This is a genomic window from Nodularia sp. UHCC 0506 (genome assembly GCF_034931045.1).
Classification (GTDB): Bacteria; Cyanobacteriota; Cyanobacteriia; order Cyanobacteriales; family Nostocaceae; genus Nodularia.
Genome location: NZ_JAYGHH010000004.1, coordinates 71,379 through 89,010 on the forward strand (window position 1 = coordinate 71,379; position 17,632 = coordinate 89,010).

20 protein-coding genes and 1 pseudogene are annotated in these 17,632 nt (G+C 40.7%); 11 read left to right on the forward strand and 10 right to left on the reverse strand.

Annotated elements, in window-relative coordinates; all coding sequences use genetic code 11:
• Nucleotides 1-9: 9 nt before the first annotated feature.
• Both VB654_RS04785 and VB654_RS04790 read left to right on the forward strand, forming a co-directional pair.
• Nucleotides 10-423, forward strand: coding sequence for an element excision factor XisH family protein (locus VB654_RS04785; protein WP_323212372.1), 414 nt, complete (start codon nt 10-12; stop codon nt 421-423).
• Nucleotides 411-746: a XisI protein gene (locus VB654_RS04790; protein ID WP_323212373.1), complete on the forward strand. Its 336-nt coding sequence runs from the start codon at nt 411-413 to the stop codon at nt 744-746. Before VB654_RS04785 ends, VB654_RS04790 begins: the two co-directional genes overlap by 13 nt.
• Before the next feature lie 66 nt (nt 747-812).
• Here the strand turns inward: VB654_RS04790 and VB654_RS04795 are convergent, their stop codons facing one another.
• Complete coding sequence (locus VB654_RS04795; protein ID WP_323212374.1) at nt 813-1,742, reverse strand: hypothetical protein; 930 nt, start codon at nt 1,740-1,742, stop codon at nt 813-815.
• Nucleotides 1,743-1,793: 51 nt separating this feature from the next.
• Nucleotides 1,794-2,537: a Uma2 family endonuclease gene (locus VB654_RS04800; protein WP_323212497.1), complete on the reverse strand. Its 744-nt coding sequence runs from the start codon at nt 2,535-2,537 to the stop codon at nt 1,794-1,796.
• Between the two features lie 656 nt (nt 2,538-3,193).
• On the opposite strand from VB654_RS04800, the gene VB654_RS04805 reads away from it, so the two are divergent.
• A complete protein-coding gene (locus tag VB654_RS04805) occupies nt 3,194-3,802 on the forward strand; it encodes a GerMN domain-containing protein (protein WP_323212376.1) in 609 nt (202 codons plus the stop codon).
• A 67-nt stretch (nt 3,803-3,869) separates the two neighbouring features.
• Here the strand turns inward: VB654_RS04805 and VB654_RS04810 are convergent.
• The 3 genes and pseudogenes from VB654_RS04810 to efp all read right to left on the reverse strand — a co-directional run.
• Nucleotides 3,870-4,064: pseudogene (locus VB654_RS04810) on the reverse strand (transcriptional regulator); the annotation flags it as partial.
• A gap of 68 nt (nt 4,065-4,132) precedes the next feature.
• The gene (accB, locus tag VB654_RS04815) at nt 4,133-4,612 is read right to left on the reverse strand and encodes an acetyl-CoA carboxylase biotin carboxyl carrier protein (RefSeq protein WP_323212377.1); all 480 of its coding nucleotides are present in this window, start codon (nt 4,610-4,612) and stop codon (nt 4,133-4,135) included.
• 108 nt (nt 4,613-4,720) lie between these two features.
• Complete coding sequence (efp, locus tag VB654_RS04820; RefSeq protein ID WP_323212378.1) at nt 4,721-5,278, reverse strand: elongation factor P; 558 nt, start codon at nt 5,276-5,278, stop codon at nt 4,721-4,723.
• 377 nt (nt 5,279-5,655) lie between these two features.
• On the opposite strand from efp, the gene VB654_RS04825 reads away from it, so the two are divergent.
• Nucleotides 5,656-6,759, forward strand: coding sequence for a peptidylprolyl isomerase (locus VB654_RS04825; RefSeq protein ID WP_323212379.1), 1,104 nt, complete (start codon nt 5,656-5,658; stop codon nt 6,757-6,759).
• 87 nt (nt 6,760-6,846) lie between these two features.
• Here VB654_RS04825 and VB654_RS04830 read toward each other — a convergent pair whose 3' ends face one another.
• Nucleotides 6,847-7,050: a hypothetical protein gene (locus tag VB654_RS04830; protein WP_416235657.1), complete on the reverse strand. Its 204-nt coding sequence runs from the start codon at nt 7,048-7,050 to the stop codon at nt 6,847-6,849.
• Nucleotides 7,051-7,294: 244 nt separating this feature from the next.
• Between VB654_RS04830 and thiL the strand changes: the two genes are divergently transcribed.
• Nucleotides 7,295-8,308 carry a thiamine-phosphate kinase gene (thiL, locus tag VB654_RS04835; protein ID WP_323212381.1) on the forward strand — a complete coding sequence of 338 codons (1,014 nt, stop codon included), beginning with the start codon at nt 7,295-7,297 and terminating at the stop codon, nt 8,306-8,308.
• Between the two features lie 164 nt (nt 8,309-8,472).
• On the opposite strand, the gene VB654_RS04840 is transcribed toward thiL, so the two are convergent.
• On the reverse strand, nt 8,473-9,486 hold the full coding sequence (locus VB654_RS04840) for a type I glyceraldehyde-3-phosphate dehydrogenase (protein WP_323212383.1): 1,014 nt from the start codon (nt 9,484-9,486) through the stop codon (nt 8,473-8,475).
• 117 nt (nt 9,487-9,603) lie between these two features.
• The gene (gene nadD, locus VB654_RS04845) at nt 9,604-10,230 is read right to left on the reverse strand and encodes a nicotinate (nicotinamide) nucleotide adenylyltransferase (protein ID WP_323212384.1); all 627 of its coding nucleotides are present in this window, start codon (nt 10,228-10,230) and stop codon (nt 9,604-9,606) included.
• A 412-nt stretch (nt 10,231-10,642) separates the two neighbouring features.
• Here nadD and murC point away from each other — a divergent pair, with 412 nt between their 5' ends.
• The 4 genes from murC to VB654_RS04865 all read left to right on the forward strand — a co-directional run bounded on the left by murC (nt 10,643) and on the right by VB654_RS04865 (nt 14,357).
• Nucleotides 10,643-12,106 (forward strand): UDP-N-acetylmuramate--L-alanine ligase, encoded by a 1,464-nt coding sequence (murC, locus tag VB654_RS04850; RefSeq protein WP_323212385.1) that lies wholly within the window; start codon nt 10,643-10,645, stop codon nt 12,104-12,106.
• Between the two features lie 106 nt (nt 12,107-12,212).
• The gene (gene murB, locus VB654_RS04855) at nt 12,213-13,235 is read left to right on the forward strand and encodes a UDP-N-acetylmuramate dehydrogenase (RefSeq protein ID WP_323212387.1); all 1,023 of its coding nucleotides are present in this window, start codon (nt 12,213-12,215) and stop codon (nt 13,233-13,235) included.
• A gap of 206 nt (nt 13,236-13,441) precedes the next feature.
• A complete protein-coding gene (locus VB654_RS04860; protein ID WP_089092638.1) occupies nt 13,442-13,789 on the forward strand; it encodes a YbaB/EbfC family nucleoid-associated protein in 348 nt (115 codons plus the stop codon).
• A gap of 91 nt (nt 13,790-13,880) precedes the next feature.
• Entirely contained in the window at nt 13,881-14,357 is a 477-nt protein-coding gene (locus VB654_RS04865) for a low molecular weight protein-tyrosine-phosphatase (RefSeq protein WP_323212388.1), read from the forward strand.
• A 51-nt stretch (nt 14,358-14,408) separates the two neighbouring features.
• Here the strand turns inward: VB654_RS04865 and VB654_RS04870 are convergent, their stop codons facing one another.
• On the reverse strand, nt 14,409-15,092 hold the full coding sequence (locus VB654_RS04870; protein ID WP_323212389.1) for a response regulator transcription factor: 684 nt from the start codon (nt 15,090-15,092) through the stop codon (nt 14,409-14,411).
• Nucleotides 15,093-15,615: 523 nt separating this feature from the next.
• Here VB654_RS04870 and smpB point away from each other — a divergent pair.
• Nucleotides 15,616-16,083, forward strand: coding sequence for an SsrA-binding protein SmpB (smpB, locus tag VB654_RS04875; RefSeq protein ID WP_323212390.1), 468 nt, complete (start codon nt 15,616-15,618; stop codon nt 16,081-16,083).
• Nucleotides 16,084-16,254: 171 nt separating this feature from the next.
• Nucleotides 16,255-16,530 (forward strand): WGxxGxxG family protein, encoded by a 276-nt coding sequence (locus VB654_RS04880; RefSeq protein ID WP_323212391.1) that lies wholly within the window; start codon nt 16,255-16,257, stop codon nt 16,528-16,530.
• Nucleotides 16,531-16,689: 159 nt separating this feature from the next.
• On the opposite strand, the gene VB654_RS04885 is transcribed toward VB654_RS04880, so the two are convergent.
• Nucleotides 16,690-17,632 (reverse strand): IctB family putative bicarbonate transporter (locus VB654_RS04885; RefSeq protein ID WP_323212392.1); only part of this gene is annotated, 943 nt, incomplete at its 5' end.

Consider the following 17,632-nt stretch of genomic DNA (forward strand, 5'->3'; position numbering starts at 1 on the left):
ATATCAAAAATGGCTAAAGACAAATTTCACGATGCTGTCAAAAATGCCTTAGTTAAAGAAGGTTGGACGATAACAAATGACCCCTTATTCATTTCATTTGGAGGAGTGGATTTATATGTAGACTTGGGCGCAGAAAAAATGCTTGCAGCCCAAAAGGATAATCAAAAAATAGCAGTTGAGATAAAAAGTTTTCTGGGTGATTCTACAATATCTGAATTTCACCAAGCCCTGGGACAATTGCTAAATTACCGTTTAATTTTACGGCGACAGGAACCAGAAAGAAGTTTATACTTGGCAGTTCCTCTTGATATTTATGAAAGTTTTTTCAAGCTAGAATTTACACAACTAGCTATTGCAGATTATCAATTAAAAATCATTGTCTATAATATTGATCAGGAGGCAATAAGTCAATGGATAAATTAGAAAAATATCGTAATTACATTGAAAATATCCTCAAAGAATACAGTCAATATAAACCCTCTTATGGAGATGTAGAACTACAGTTAGTTATTGATAGAGAAAACAACCATTATCAGTTAATGAATGTAGGTTGGGATGGAGAAAAACGCATTCATGGGATGATGTTACATATTGATATTAAAAACGGGAAAATTTGGATACAACATAATGGAACTGAAAGAAGAATTGCTCAAGATTTATTAAATTTAGGTGTATCCAAACAAGATATTGTGTTAGCCTTTCACTCACCAACAAGAAGAAAGTATACAGATTTTGCTGTCAGTTAAAGTTTTACACTAAAATTACTTCCCAACACCTATGAGTCAATGCAGTTGATGAACACAAATTAAATCCTACTTAGTATCAAGCTCATTTAGTAAACGAAATTCTTCAAATAATGTTTGAATTCTCATTAATAGAGTATTGTTAAGCGGTTGTTCATATATTTCTATATTATAGTCCGCTATATATTGTTCAAGTTCTTTTTTATGTATTTTATATTCACGTTTTAATAATTCCTTATATTTATTGAATTTTTCATTGTCCTGAAGTATTTCTTTACTTATTTTCATGATGCAGCATTTTGCCTCAAAAATAAACGTTTCAATCTTTATTTTTACAGATCCTAATGTTGGTGTAGGTATATATTTATTCATCTTCTCGTTGTTGCTTGTAAGCTTAAACCTTGTTTCATAAATATTTAATATGTCATTATTTAAAAGAAAATCCAAATCAACGTAATATTTAGAAATTAAATTTACATATTTAATTTTCAAAACACCAACTAACGTTAAAGCAGATTTATATATGTAATTTTCTCTTATTTGGTTTACCTTATTTTCAACTTTTGTTATTTGTGATTCACAACAATCTTCACTCATATATTTCATTACTTCTTCTAAAATATTTATGTGAATTTCCATACTTGTTACAAGTATCTTTGCTACTTTCTTTTCTTCCTGGCTTTGTTTGAATCTTTCTAAAATTCTATTGGCAACATATATACTTATTACTGATCCGCTAGTTGTTAGTATTTGCGTCATTATTTGATTTGTGATTACCATATTAAATTTTGTTATAAAAATCCTAAAAATATATGTAGATAAAAACGGGAAAATCAAAAAAAGTAAAGTAGGTAAAATAATAGGTCTATTACTAAACCATTGAACTGTTATTTTAAATATGTCAATATTAGAGTTTATTTTGATAGCCTGCCAAATTAGCCATAAACCTATGAGACTTGTTAAAAATAAACTCCAAACGACTTCTGAGGTTAAATTCATGTAATGCTTAGAACCTTTAAACGAATTAGTTAAAGTTGGATAATTCAGGTTTTAATCTTCAATTCCAGCATCCCGTAATCGTTTTTCCAACTCTTGCAAACGTTGCAAAGCAGCTTCCTTTTCTCGCCTTTCATGTTCCTTCTCGCGTCTTTCTTGTTCCACCAACTCAAACCCCCACAATAATAAATTACCCTGTTTATCCCACCACCTCAACCAGTAACCTTCACGATTTTCTCGTTTTCCTGACCACACACCAATAAATAATTCCATTTCCTCCAACCAATAACGGTTATTTTCATCAGAAGAACGTAATTCATATTTTCCAGACTCATGTAAACGATGCACCTCTAAAACACCGTTGTCAGGTTCAAAAATTAGGTAATTGGGAACTTGCAAAACTTGTTCGTAAAAAAACCATTTTCCAGGAGGATAAGTCAGCTTATTAGAATATTCACTACCATCAGTATCTGAGAGAAATTCCATCACCACCACGGGAATTTTCCCCTGTTTATGAGGGGTATAACTGCGTTTTACTTGCTCTCTAGGTACGGTAATTCGTGGCACGTAAGCCCAATCAGGTGCTTTCACCACAATTTTGTCATTCACTGTGGCACAGATGCCATAATTGGTTGTAGTGAGGGCATTCTCTGGGAGTTTTCCCGCCAGTTGTAGGCTTTCAGTTAGTGCAGCTGCTAAGGATGGTTGATTTACGTTATCCACAGGTTCATCATCTAAAATGAAATCTTCGGGTAAGAGTTCCCAGGAAATCTTGTGGGTCGAAGCAGTGACAATCATAGCAACCACAAATAAGGGATTGATTATTAATATAATATAATTTGTTAATAGGTAGGTTGACTTGAGCTAAAGAAATACAACACAGAATTTGAAATTATTTGAATATCTAGACTTGATAACTTAAACCTGGAAGTTAAAAATATTTAAGTATAAAATTATGTAAATCTTTTCCTGTAAATTTCAGGAAATTGCCATTGAGAATTTGATTAATATATTAAAGGAGTAGATTACATCAGCCAGCAGAAGTACACAGAAGTTTAGATACTTCAGCCCTGTGGATATTTAATTTCACTAAAATAGAGGATGCAGGGTTTGAAATATTTTCTTCTAGTCTCTGTGAGTCTCCGTATTTCCAGAAACGATTATATTTACATTAAGGTTCGGGTGACGGACGAGAACTGTCAACCTAAAATAAAGATGAAATAAAGTTACTATGGGTGCAGGATGGCAAATTGCTGAAATAGCCTAGCCAAGAGAATTCCTAATTTTAAATTCCAAATTGGTATTAAAACAGGCAAGATATCCAGTCAGCAAAATTTCGATAAATCAAAGCATCTTGAGATTTTAAGAAACTCCCCACACATCGATATCGTCTTTAAGCAGGCTGCTTCTCTGAACCACACTTATCTCAATCCTCAGTCAAGAAGGTTTTAAATATGAACGACCAACAAGGAACTAAGCGTATTTCTTCAGGTGTAATTGCAGCAGTTTCAGCAGCAGTTGTAGCGGTGGGTGGTGGTGTAGCTTGGCTGACTTCTAACCAGTCTCCTACACTAACTAACCCGTCTCAAACCATCACACAGCCTAAACCACCAGCAGTTACCCAGCAGCCAGCACAAGAGCAAAGGCCTAATGTTTATTGGCTGAAACCAAGCGGACAAAGTGTTGATTTGGTTCCTCAACCTATTCAAATAGCTGCTACACAACCTAATCAAGTTTTAGAAAGTGCTTTTCAAGCTTTATTAGAAGGGCCAACAGAAGGGACAGATTCGACAACTATACCCGAAGGAACTAAGTTGCTGGGTCTGAAGATGGAAAATAATGAGGTTCACGTTAATTTATCTAACGACTTTACCACGGGTGGCGGTACTACCTCGATGATTGGACGCGTCGGACAAGTGGTTTATACGGCGACAACACTAGATCCCAGTGCCAAAGTATACATTGAGGTGGACGGAGAACAATTAGATATTCTAGGTGGCGAGGGTGTGGAGTTGGAACAGCCATTGACTCGTGAAAGCTTCGAGCAAAACTATCAGCTTTAGTTCAGTTATCAGTTATCAGTTATCAGTTTAGGTGCTGGTGACTGTTCACTGATAACTGATAGCTAACTCAACTTTTGCTATTTAACACGCGAAAGGTGCGAGCTTGTGTTTCTAGCCTTGTGGCTAGGTGGTCATCGTACACCCGATGATACAATTCAAAAATCGTTTGAGCTTTTACCCGGTAGTAAGCGCAAGTCCCCTCACTGCGGCGGTTAAGGATTCGGCATTGCCACATTACCTTCAGGTATTTGGAAACATTTGCTACTTATATGCACATTTTATCCTATCTGTCTACCTTAGACGAGATATCTCAGTCAAACTTTTCGATACTTAATCAGGGTTAATTCTCATCAAAGCCTGGCCATATTCCACAGGTTCGCCATTTTGCAGTAGAATTTCCATGACTTGCCCGGATACCTCAGCCTCAATTTCATTCATTAGCTTCATAGCTTCAATGATACAGACTGTTTGACCAACACGGACGCGATCGCCCACTTTCACAAATGCTGCTTCCCCAGGTGCGGGAGCGCTATAAAACGTTCCTACCATTGGCGAAGGCACTTCCACTAACCTCTTATCAATGGTTGATGGGGGATTTGCTGACAACTGCACACTAGAAGCACTTACAGCACTCTCTAAAACGCGACTTGTTCCCACCTCCATGACCTGATTTGGCGCGGCTAGGATTTCACGGGAACTCGATTTACGTACCGTTAGTTCAAAGTCTTCGCTTTTGAGCGTTACTTCAGCAATATCTGTTTGGGCGATAGTTGCCAGCAGTTGGCGGATTTCATTAAATTCCAATGGCACAGTTTTTATTACCTCGACCTAACCATAAATCAAAATTTTAAGTTTGGCAGGGATTTAATCCCTGTATTAGGGATTTCAATCAGAATTGCTTTTGGGAACAGAGCAAACTTATTCCCTGCCTAGATATTTATCTTCACGAGTATCAATTTTGATACGTTCACCTTGAGCCACAAACAATGGAACCATGACCATTGCTCCTGTTTCCAGAGTAGCGGGTTTAGTTCCACCTGTCGCCGTATCACCTTTGATACCCGGATCTGTTTGGACAATTTCCAAAACTACAGAGTTTGGTAGTTCCACTTCCAGCACTTGCTCACCCCAACGAATCACATTAACTTCCATACCCTCTTTCAGATATTTTACGCGATCGCCAATTTGCGCCACGCTTAATCTGCTTTCTTCGTAGGTTTCCATATCCATAAAGACAAACTCATCGCCTTCTTTATAGGTATGCTGCATCGTGCTTTTTTCCAAATTAGCTTGAGGCACTGTTTCCCCAGCTCGGAAGGTTTTTTCTACAACGCTGCCACTTTGGACACTTTTGAGTTTTGTCCGTACAAAGGCAGAGCCTTTGCCTGGCTTAACGTGGAGGAATTCGACCACTCGCCATACATTCCCGTCTAATACAATTGATACACCGGGTCGAAAGTCGTTACTAGATATCATGAAGCTCTTAAATTTGGGAAGACAATCGGCATTTATTGTACCCTTCAGGGGTCGTCATTAGTCATTAATCGTCAAGATAGAAGTTAAGGAACTGAGGCACAAGGGCTGAAAACTCATAACTAGACAAAAATTATTCCCATTTAATCCCTAGTACAGTACAGCTATCTAAAATCAATGAAAAGCTTATATAATCGGCTTTTGACTTTTGACTTTTGTAAGGGCATATTGCAATATGCGCCTCCTGACGAACGGCTTACGGTACTAGTATCCAGTCCTAATGTCTAAATTAAGCGATTACTCAGCACTCGTACTGTGGGAAGATGATTGATGGGTTATGCCTAGTCAACACTTTCATGTTGCATTTGAGTTATTCCATCATGTTTAACATATTAAAATCCTGGCTGAAGAACAGCCTAACGGCAATATTGTTACTAACAATATTTTTAGGCATAAGTACAGCTGGCTGGACTCCTCCTATGAATGCCGCCCTGCCATCTGGAAATGCAATTACTGAAGGCAAGGCTTTATTACGGTATGCACTCCCGATAGAGAATAAGCAAGTACGACGACTGCAAGCCAGTTTAGAAGATATTGCTACTCAACTGCGGGCAAATCGACGGTGGGGTGCTATGTCTAGCGATTTGAAAACAGCCTCACGCATTCTCGATCAACCTAACCAAATCCTAGCAAGCGTTCCCGAAGAACGCCAACCCCAAGCCAAAACTTGGATTTCTGAGTTAAAATCCGGTGTCGATTCATTGCAAGAAGCAGTAAAAGTTAAAGACAAAGAACAAATTCTTGAAGGCAGAAATAAACTGCTGGATATTGTCACCCAATTAGAAGAGTCGATGGTGACGGAATTCCCCTTTAAAGTCCCTTCTGAGTACAATAACCTCCCTCAACTCAAAGGTCGGGCCACAGTTGCCATGAAAACCAACAAAGGCGACCTGACTATGGTGGTAGATGGTTATAGCGCCCCTGTCACAGCTGGTAATTTTGTGGATTTAGTCCAGCGAGGTTTTTATAACGGCTTAGAATTTATCCGTTCAGAAGAATCTTATGTCCTGCAAACCGGAGATCCACCGGGAAAAGAAGTAGGTTTCATTGATCCCAAAACTGGCAAATACCGTGCCGTTCCTTTAGAAGTTTTGGTTGAAGGCGATGAGGAACCCACCTATGGTATTACTCTTGAAGAAGCTGGGCGGTATCTTGATATGCCAGTTTTGCCTTTTTCTTCCTTTGGCGCATTGGCAATGGCTCGCCCCGAAACTGAAGCAAATGGAGGTTCATCTCAATTTTTCTTCTTTTTGTTTGAGCCAGAACTCACTCCTGCGGGACGAAACCTGTTAGATGGTCGCTATGCCGTTTTTGGCTATCTCACCGAAGGCAAAGAAATTTTGGATAAGCTTAAGGAAGGCGACAAAATTGAATCGGCAACTGTGATTCAGGGAATAGAAAACTTAGTTGAGCCACAAGTGTAGATAGAGTGCTGAGTGCTGAGTGCTGAGTGCTGAGTTTCGAGTAAATATAAGAGTTTGAGGGGTTGTTTAGGACTACTCCTCTTTTTTTTAACTGAGATTTCCCGCCGCTAAAATTTGCTCGACAGCGATCGCTAACTCTGGAAATGTCTGTGATATTATCTGCTGATTGGTAGTGAAAACTGTTTCTTCATACAGCCCTTCCTCCAGTAATAAAACTGAAATTTTACCGTTGCCATCATCATAAGTTAAATACTCCTCAAAAGTGATGCTGGTTACTGGTGTTTTTACCATCCCAACTGACTCCTAGATGATACCTTTATCCTAACTTGACGAGGAAGGAAGACTGGGAAAAACCAATGACAAATAACAAATAACAAATAACCAATGACCAAAGAAAAAAAAGGATACAGAGCAACTAAATTTATTTATGGAGAAGAAAAAAGTAAAACAACATTAATTCCAGCCCTCGGATTTATCCGTGGAGGATTTAATTTTTAATTTTTAATTTTTAATTTTTAATTCGGAGCGAAGAGACGTGACTAAAATTAAAGATATTGGCGAACAAGGTATTTTAGAAAAATTACAGCGTTTCTGTCCCCCAGGAATGATTGGCGATGATGCAGCAGTACTTGTAACTGCACCAGATAAATCTTTAGTAGTGACAACAGATGTCCTTGTTGATGGTGTGCATTTTAGCAATGTCACCACATCGCCAGAAGATGCTGGTTGGCGGGCTGTGGCTGCTAATTTATCCGATTTGGCAGCAATGGGGGCTTATCCTCTAGGAATTACCGTCGGTTTGGGACTACCTGGGGAAGTTATGGTGAGTTGGGTTGAGCGCTTGTACCAAGGCATGACAGAATGCCTCCAGAAATACAATACCGTAATTGTGGGCGGTGACATTGTGCGATCGCCTGTAACAACTATTTCTATTACCGCCTTTGGTCAAGTCGATCCCCAGAGGATTATCCGACGTTCTGCGGCTCAAGTGGGTGATGCGATCGCTGTCACAGGTGTTCATGGAGCATCCCACGCAGGCTTACAATTGCTCTTGCATCCCGAATTAAAGCAAAACCTCAGCGATGCAGAACAAAGGACACTGATCACAGCCCACCAACGTCCGCAACCCAGACTAGATGTTTTACCCATACTTTGGCAAATTCTCCCATCCTATCCCTCATCTACCAATCTCCCTATCGCCGGAATGGACAGCAGCGACGGCTTGGCAGATGCGATTTTACAAATTTGCCACACCAGTGGTGTTGGCGCTGTCCTAGAAGCCAGACAAATCCCATTAGACGCAACTTTTAGCCACTGGCTAACACCAGAAAAAGCTCTAGAATATGCTCTTTATGGTGGTGAAGACTTTGAATTAGTGCTGTGCTTACCAGCAGTTCTCGCCCATAATTTAGTGACAAACCTCGGTGAAAGTGCCGCTATAGTTGGAACTATTACAACAGGTTCCCAAGTAATACTACACGACCAACATAAAAAATTCCCCGACCAAGTTTTAACTCTAGGCCAGGGATTCCAACATTTCACGCAATAGTCTATAGTGAACCATTTTAGAGACGTTGTATACAAAGTCTCTACATTTTGTTTCGGGGATGACTAATGACCAAGTAATGAAGTAACTAGTTTCATACTCAGCACTCAATACTCAGCACTCAGCACTCAGCACTCAGCACTCAGCACTCAATACTCAGCACTCTTCTAAGCCCACTTTGTGGCTACTAGTTCTGCCAAATCTAGAACTCGTTGGCTGTAACCCCACTCATTGTCATACCAAGCCATAACTTTCACTAAGTCATTGCCCATGACAATGGTTAAGCTGGAGTCGATAATTGAAGAAGCGTCAGTACCTTGATAATCGGAAGATACCAATTGTAGTTCGCTGTAGTCCAAAATGCCTTTGAGCGATCCTTCTGAGGCATCTTTGAGCGCTTGATTAACTTCTTCAGTAATAGTACGCTTCTCAACTTGAACTACGAAATCTACCATTGAAACGTTCGGAGTAGGCACGCGTAAAGCCACACCATTCAGCTTACCTTTCAGGTCTGGGATTACCAGCGCTACTGCTTTTGCCGCACCGGTGGAGGTGGGAACAATGTTAATAGCTGCTGCCCGCGCCCGTCGCAAATCCCGATGAGAAGCATCTAGTAAACGCTGATCCCCAGTGTAGCTGTGAGTGGTGGTCATCGTGCCTTTGATGATCCCGAATTTATCGTTCAACACCTTAGCGATAGGAGCCAAGCAGTTAGTAGTACAGCTGGCGTTACTAATGACGTGGTGCTGGTTATGGTCATAGTCGTGATGATTCACCCCCATCACAAAAGTACCATCCTCGTTTTTACCGGGAGCAGTGATGAGAACCTTTTTGGCTCCAGCATTGATATGCTTCTGTGCGCCATCCCGACTGGTAAATACACCTGTTGATTCAATAATCAGGTCAATTTCCCACTCTTTCCAGGGCAAGTTTTCGGGGTTGCGATCCGATACGCATTTGATGGTCTTACCATTCACAATGATTGAATTATCATCGGCCGTAATGTCAACATTCTTTAACTTCCCAAGCATGGAGTCATACTTTAGGAGGTGTGCATTAGTTCTAGGGTCTGATGTGTCGTTAATAGCTATCAGATCAATGTTGCTATTTTCCCTGCCTACCCAGCAGCGTGCAAAGTTACGTCCAATACGCCCAAAACCGTTGATTGCGACTCTAATCACAGTGTCTTACCCTCTGTATTTATGCCTATAAATTGATATCTTTGAACCCAATCATATCGCAAAGGGGAGGGGTATTAATAACCATAAACTGTTTGATCAATAAAAAAAACACATACTTTATTCAGATTTACCTGAGTAAAGGCTGTGAGTCGTGATGTAGGATCTGACCAATTCTGGGACTAAATAGCGAATTGACTGGCGATCGCGGCAAAGTTGACGAATTAGACTTGATGAAATTCCAACTAAAGGTATATTCAATAATTGCCAGTGAATAGTCAGCGACTGCTCTGTTAGTTGTTGCTCCACCTGCTTGCAGATTTGCTCACTTTGAGCTATAGTCTCACCACCTAGCAGTCGGGGTGCGATCAACCAATCACACATTTGTGCTACTTCGTGTCCACGGTACCAACGGGGTAAGGTGCTAAATGTATCTAAACCCACAATCGAGTACCAGTGAGTATTTGCATAACAACTAGATAAGTCCATCAAAGTATTGATGGCATAGGAAGTCCCAGAGCGTTTTGTCTCTACTAGGGAGACATTAAATGCTGAGTTTTCTCTTGTTGCTAATTTCAGCATTTTCCAACGATGTTCAAACACAACTGCTTTTTTATGCGGAGGATTTAGTGATGGCACCCAAATAACCTTTTCCAGAGGTACTTGCGACAAAGCTGTTTGGGCTACGAGTAAATGTCCCCAATGAACTGGATCAAATGTGCCACCAAAGATACCAATTTGCTGCATTTGGTCATACCTAAACTTGACTCAATTCCTCAAAACCTTAATACAAATATACTATCGCGCTCAATTCACGGTGTAGAGACGTTTCAGGCAACAGTTCTAGATTTTTCAAGCAGTTTCACTACCAATGTATTACTGTAGCCAACACTAGTAAGGAATTTATAAAGATGTATTTGAAACTACCAGATTTTCTGTCCCGATGCGGCCAAAACTTCCAGAATAATCTTTATAACAGTTTGGAAATAGCAAAAACCTCCAACAAAGGTAAAATCATTCTCAATCAGCAAAACAACAGAGGAAAATAATCTCAACATCAGGTATAAACAAGATGCAAGGGCAGTTACGGTAAAAATCAAATTCCTGTTATGATACGCGTGTCATTTGTGATTATGGTGTGGTGTAAGAGGACTAATCAATGAGTAATTATGTAGATTTTCATGGCAGACCATTTCATTTCATTGGTATTGGTGGCATAGGTATGTCTGCCCTAGCATACGTTTTGGCAAAGCGTCAAATACCAGTATCAGGTTCTGACCTTCGCCCCAGTCATATTACCCGCAAGTTGGAGTCCATAGGCACCAATATTTTTGGTAGACAAGAGGCCAGTAATCTGGAATTCTTTCGATCAAGTGAATCAAGTAATCGAGTATTATTAACCTCAGAAGAAATATTAGCTACGAATAGCAAGTCAACCTTGCCTCAAGTTGTTTGTTCAACAGCAATTAATGCCAATAATTTGGAATACAAAGCAGCACTAGAATTAGGATGTCCAATTTTACATCGTTCAGATGTACTAGCTGCCTTGATTTCAGATTACTATAGCATTGCAGTTGCCGGCACTCATGGTAAAACTACTACCAGTAGCATGATTGGCAATATGCTGTTATCAGCTGGTTTAGACCCCACAATTATTGTCGGTGGCGAAGTTGATGCTTGGGAAGGAAATGCTCGATTAGGGCAAAGCAAGTATCTGGTAGCTGAGGCCGATGAATCTGATGGTTCTCTGGTAAAACACGCCCCAACAATTGGCATTATTACTAATATTGAACTCGATCATCCTGACCACTACGACACATTAGAAGAAGTAGTTAAAATCTTCCAAAAATTCGCTGATGGTTGTCAGACTCTCATAGGTTGTATTGATTGTGACACAGTGCGCGAACGCTTCAAACCCACAATTACTTACAGCCTCAACCCAGAGACAAATGCTGATTATACCGCTACTAATATTGAATATCGCGCTGATGGTAGCACAGCCCTAGTTTGGGAAAAAGGCAAACCATTGGGAGTATTGAAATTGCGGTTGCTGAGTCGGCATAATTTGAGCAATGCTCTTTCAGCAGTAGCTGTTGGTCGAGCCTTGGGTTTAGAATTCGGAGCCATTGCCAAGGGTATTGCCAGCTTTGAAGGAGCCAGACGACGCTTCGAGTTTCGGGGAGAAGTTAGCGGTATTACCTTCATCGATGATTATGCCCATCACCCCAGTGAAATTCGCGCTACTCTTGCGGCTGCACGCCTCCAAGCCAGACCAGAACAAAGAGTAGTGGCCGTTTTCCAACCCCACCGCTATAGTCGCACATTGACCTTTTTGAAAGAATTTGCCGAGTCATTTACTCATGCTGATTTAGTGGTATTGACAGACATTTACAGTGCTGGTGAACCCAATTTAGGGCAAATTAATGGTGAGCGACTGGCCACAGAAATAGCCAAACTACACCCACAAGTACTTTATCAACCAAATCTGCTCTTAATGAGTGGGTTTTTGCAGCAAACACTGCGTCCGGGAGATTTAGTCCTATTTCTCGGTGCTGGGAATTTAAATCAGGTGATTCCTGAAATAATTCATACTCTTTGCGAACCTGCTGTAGCCACATCCTAAGTGTGGAAAAAATGGCAGTTTCCCTCTAGCAAGGATTCTATCGATTGATACTATTGCTGTATTTTTACGGCAGTTAAAAGTAAAAATTTCACAAATTTACGTAAAAATGAAAATTTCCCAGGCAGCTGGAAATGTCTGCACCATTTTTGCTTCAAATACACAGAAGCAGGAAACTGAAGATTCAAGTAATAGTAAAATAATTTACTTAAAAGGGACAGATTGTGTGATCAAGTCACAAGCTTCCTTATCTGCATTTACTTCTTATAGAGTTGGGGGAGCTGCGGAATGGTACGTTGCTCCTCGGAATTTAGAAGCACTGCAAGCCAGCGTTGAATATGCAAAAGAACATGGATTACCTGTAACAACATTAGGTGCAGGTTCTAATCTGTTAGTAAGCGATCGCGGATTACCAGGCTTAGTAATTTCTACTCGTCATCTGCGTCATAGCTACTTTGATCCCCAAACAGGTCAATTAACAGTAGCAGCCGGGGAATCAATTCCCAGTTTGGCATGGGAAGCAGCAAAATTAGGTTGGCAAGGATTAGAGTGGGCTGTGGGTATCCCCGGAACTGTTGGGGGTGCTGTAGTCATGAATGCGGGGGCGCATAATAGCTGTATCGCAGATATGTTAGTTAGCGCCGAGGTACTTTCGCCCGATGGAACAATAGAAACTCTCACCCCAGCCCAGATAGGTTACAGCTATCGCTCTTCATCACTGCAAAGTAGCGAATCTCCAACAGAGCGGCGTTGCCAACGCATTGTCACCCAAGCCACCTTGCAACTCCAACCAGGTACTGATCCAGCCTTAGTTTTAGCAGTAACCAAGCAACATAAACAACATCGACTAACTACCCAGCCTTACAATTTCCCTAGCTGTGGCAGCGTATTCCGCAATCCCACACCTTATGCGGCTGGATGGTTAATTGAACAAACAGGTTTAAAAGGCTACCAAATTGGCGGAGCGCAAGTAGCATTATTACACGCTAATTTTATCGTCAATCGTGGCGGAGCTAAGGCCAGCGATATTTTTGCTCTCATTCGTCATATCCAACAGCAAGTAAAAGAACATTGGTCAATTTGCTTACAGCCAGAAGTAAAAATGATTGGTGAGTTTCAGGCGGCTGGCTAAAGTGGGGAGTTAAGAGGCAGGGGAGCAGGAAGCAGGGAGCAAGGGGGAGTGAGAAATTACTTTAAACCTCCGGTTACTTAAAAACCGCTCCTCCTGCCTTTTCCCGATACCCAGCATTAATTATTGGTAATCAAAGAGGTAAATTGCCTACCGCATCTATAATTGAATTTGATTTTGTTATTTAACGTACACTTGGACAATTAATTATGACAGGCAAAGGACAGGGATTCGGTTTTGGTTTGGGCAAAATGAGAGAACTCGCGGACGCTTTCAAAAAGGCGCAGCAAGTTCAAGAAGGCGCTAAACAGCTTCAAGAAGAATTGGAGCAAATGGAAATCCAGGGAGAATCCGGTGGTGGACTGGTTAAAGTCATTGTTAGTGGGAACCAAGAACCTAAGCGGGTGGAAATTGCCCCAGAAGCTCTAGAACAAGGAGCAGAATTACTTTCTGATCTCGTGACTGTAGCAATGAAAGATGCCTACAACAAGTCCACTGCCACAATGCGAGAACGGATGGAAGACTTGACCAGTGGTTTGGAACTACCTGGATTTTAGTCACTAGTCATTAGTCATTAGTCATTAGTCATAAACCATTAGACTGATGACTGTGGACTTTTGAACCAGTATCAATATCAAGTAAATATTTATGCCTTACAAGTTGCTGTTTGTCTGTTTGGGGAACATCTGCCGTTCACCATCGGCAGAAAACATTATGAATCATCTCATCGACAAAGCGGGCTTAAGCGATGGTATACTCTGTGATTCTGCTGGTACATCTAGTTATCACATTGGTAGCCCACCAGACCGACGCATGAGTAATGCTGCTACTGCAAAGTTGGGAATTAAACTGCTTGGTCAAGCTCGGCAATTGCAAAAATTAGACTTTCAGGACTTTGATATGATCTTGGCAATGGATCAAGCGAATTATGATCATATAATTGCTCTTGATGGAACTGGGCAGTATCATCACAAAGTTTACTTAATGTGTAGTTTTTGCTCTCGTCATTCCCTCAAGGAAGTTCCAGACCCTTACTATGGCGGAGTAGAGGGTTTTAATCAGGTAATAGATTTACTTGTGGATGCTTGTGAAGGTCTACTGCAACACGTTAGGGGAAAGTGCTGAGTGAAAAGAGTGCTGAGTGCTGAGTGCTGAGTGCTGAGTGGGGAGTAAAAGCTATTCCACTAATCCGTGCTTGATGGCAAAACGCACCAGTTCAGCTCGGTTGCTGGTGGCGGTTTTTCTCAATAAACTACTCACATACTTTTCTACTGTTCTCGGACTTAAGTGCAGTTGATTGCCCATATCAGCATTAGAAAAACCATGAGTCAAAAGTTCTAGAACTTCTTGTTCTCTGGGTGTCAGGGATGCTAACAGATGGGACTGCTGAATATTAGTGCGTAGAGAATTTGGGATTTCCGCCTCTCTTGTGGGTGCGAAACTGCCCAAATTTTCTTTATGAGAAAAGCGGTACTCAGATTGAATAATTTGCGATCGCTCTAGAAGATTACGAATTGCTGCTGCTAACTCCTCTAGTTCAAAAGGCTTAGGCAAGTACAAATCGCACCCCGATTGGTATCCTAGAATTCTTTCTTGGGTTTTTGTGCGGGCTGTTAACAAAATTACAGGTAATAGCCGGAATGCTGGTTGTTGGCGAACCCTACGCACCAGTTCATAGCCGTTCATTCGTGGCATAATAATATCGGTAACGATCAAATCAGGATGGTAATTATCTACCATTGCCAAAGCTTCTTGACCGTCATTTGCCATGACTACAGAGTAGCCAGACAGTTCAAGATAATCACTAATAGACAAACGAGTTCCCAGGTCATCATCCACAACAAGAATAGTCAAGGGCATGGACAATACACCCCTAGCATTTTTTTACTCAGAAATTTATTTGTACAAGCTACAACAGTAAACACAGGCAGAAATAGTGTCCTTATTTTTCATACTATGACAGGATTACCAGCCAATGACTGCCTGAAGATTGATTTATAAAGAGAAAATTAAATTATGAAAATATTTTACAAACATTAACACATTTTGATGTTTAATGCCAAAAAACTACATTTAGCTTTTTTATTCTTAACAATAAACCCATCATATACAAAAAATATTCATCTTCATGTAAATTAATATTGAACTTGGCATCATTTTTTTGCCACTTTAGTCCTTGAGAAAAGCTAAATTAAAAGAATATAGGATAAAGCTAATAGAGGTCTAATGTTTTCTGATCAATTTACCAGATAGCCAATCAATTTTGGATTGGCCTCAACAACCAGGGTACGAGACTTGGTGATTTTGGATTTCAATCTAAAATTTAAAATTGGCATAGCCCCAAAATTTTTGCAGCACAATTAAAGCACACAAATTTTTTTCAATGAGCGAAAAGAGTCAAAGTTACAAAGTTATTAGTGACAACCGTCAAGCCCGTTATTTGTATGAAATTTTAGAAACCTTTGAAGCGGGAGTGGAGTTAGTCGGAACAGAAGTCAAATCGATTCGCGCCGGGAGAGTTAATCTTCAAGACGGTTATGCATTGATTCGCAATGGCGAAGCATGGTTGATCAACGTTCATATCTCTCCTTACAATGCTAGTGGTCAATATTTTAATCATGAACCGCGTCGCACGCGCAAACTATTGCTACATAGCCGAGAAATTCGTAAATTAATTGGCAAGGTGGAACAGGAGGGTTTAACACTAGTACCTTTAAAAATGTACCTCAAACGAGGGTGGGTAAAAGTGAGTATAGCCCTTGGTAAAGGTAAAAAACTCCATGACAAACGTGAATCCCTGAAACGACGGCAAGATCAGCGTGATATACAACGGGCGATGAAAAATTATTAAGCTTGAAATATCTCACAATTCCTACACTGGAGTGCATAGAAATGGAAGGTATGTTGTATATCTTCAGTGTGAGTTTAGAGAAAGCCTAGTTTATAGCCGCAGATTGATTTGATTAGTGATGGGACTCGATACAGTGGTGAATGATATTGGAAGGGACGAGAGATTTTCACCATGACACGTAATTTCACCACAGCAGTTGGTGCTGGCTTTCTCACTTTAAGTATGGCGATGTTGCCTTTAACTCTACCGGTAAATGCTCAAGTTACTGACCCCAGAGTTGAAACTACACCGAGAACTACGGTTTACGAACGCCGAGATGCTGATTGGGGTTGGTTAGGATTAATCGGTTTATTTGGTTTAGCTGGTTTAGCTGGTAGAAAACGTGGCGATGAACATACTGCTTATCGCGAGCCGAGTACTACTGGAAGTACAACCTACAGAGACTAACCTATTCAATATTAATTTTGAGGATAACTCAAAAGTCATAAAGAGCTATACCACGCTAAGTTAACAGAATTCAGAATGACCGACAAAAGTCGATTAAACCTTCAGGAGCTAGAAATCCACCCATTCTGGCTCCTGAATTCTGCTGTTGGTTAATTGTATTTAGATGGCTGTGGGGTCTTCGTAAGCAGAATTAACATTCTGAGTGTGGTTTTGAGCTATGGGTGTCCAGTAGCTGGCAATTAAAGCCACCATTAACCACCAAAGACTATTAACTTCAGGACGAAACCAAATAGTATCTACAGTACCGTGAGCCAGCATCCCTGCCACAGTAGCAAAAGCTGCTATCAACCAAAATCCTTCTATATTTCTAGATTGCCGCAATTGTCGCACTTGCACAAATGCGTTGTTGAATGTCACGATGATCAGCCAAAGAAAACAGGCTAAACCCACAAAACCAGTTTCTACAGCTATCTCTAAAAAGACTGAATAAGCACTTAAAGCTGTATAACGAGGACGTTGGTAGAGGGGATATATTTGATTAAAAGAATTGTGTCCAGGGCCAATTCCAATTATCGGGCGATCGCGGATCATCTCGAACACAGCATCCCAAACATTTCTGCGAAAATTATTACTACTGTCTCGGCGGTCTGCAAAAATACTCCAAACTCTCAGGCGGATTGGCTCGACAAAGATGATTGCTAACAACAGTAAGCCCATCATACCTGCCAAAATAATTGGCAGTGACCAAGTACGCCAAAAAGGAGGCAGTTGTACACTCCACCAATAAACTAGCAAGGCGATCGCAGTCAATACCCCCACCACTAGACCAATCCAGCCACCACGACTAAAAGTCAACACCAAACAAGCACTATTAGCAATAAACATAGTTAACGCTAAAGCCTTTTTCATCCAACTTTGCCAGGCAAAAACAGCTACCAAGCTAAAAACTACAGCTGGTACAAGATATCCCGCCAATAAGTTAGGATTACCCAAATAACTATAAACCCTTGTGGTTTTAGCCAGAGGAGATTGTGGATCTACCCAAGTTGCTAGTGCTGTCGCCCCAAAAAACCATTGCCGCAACCCGTAGACAGTCACAATT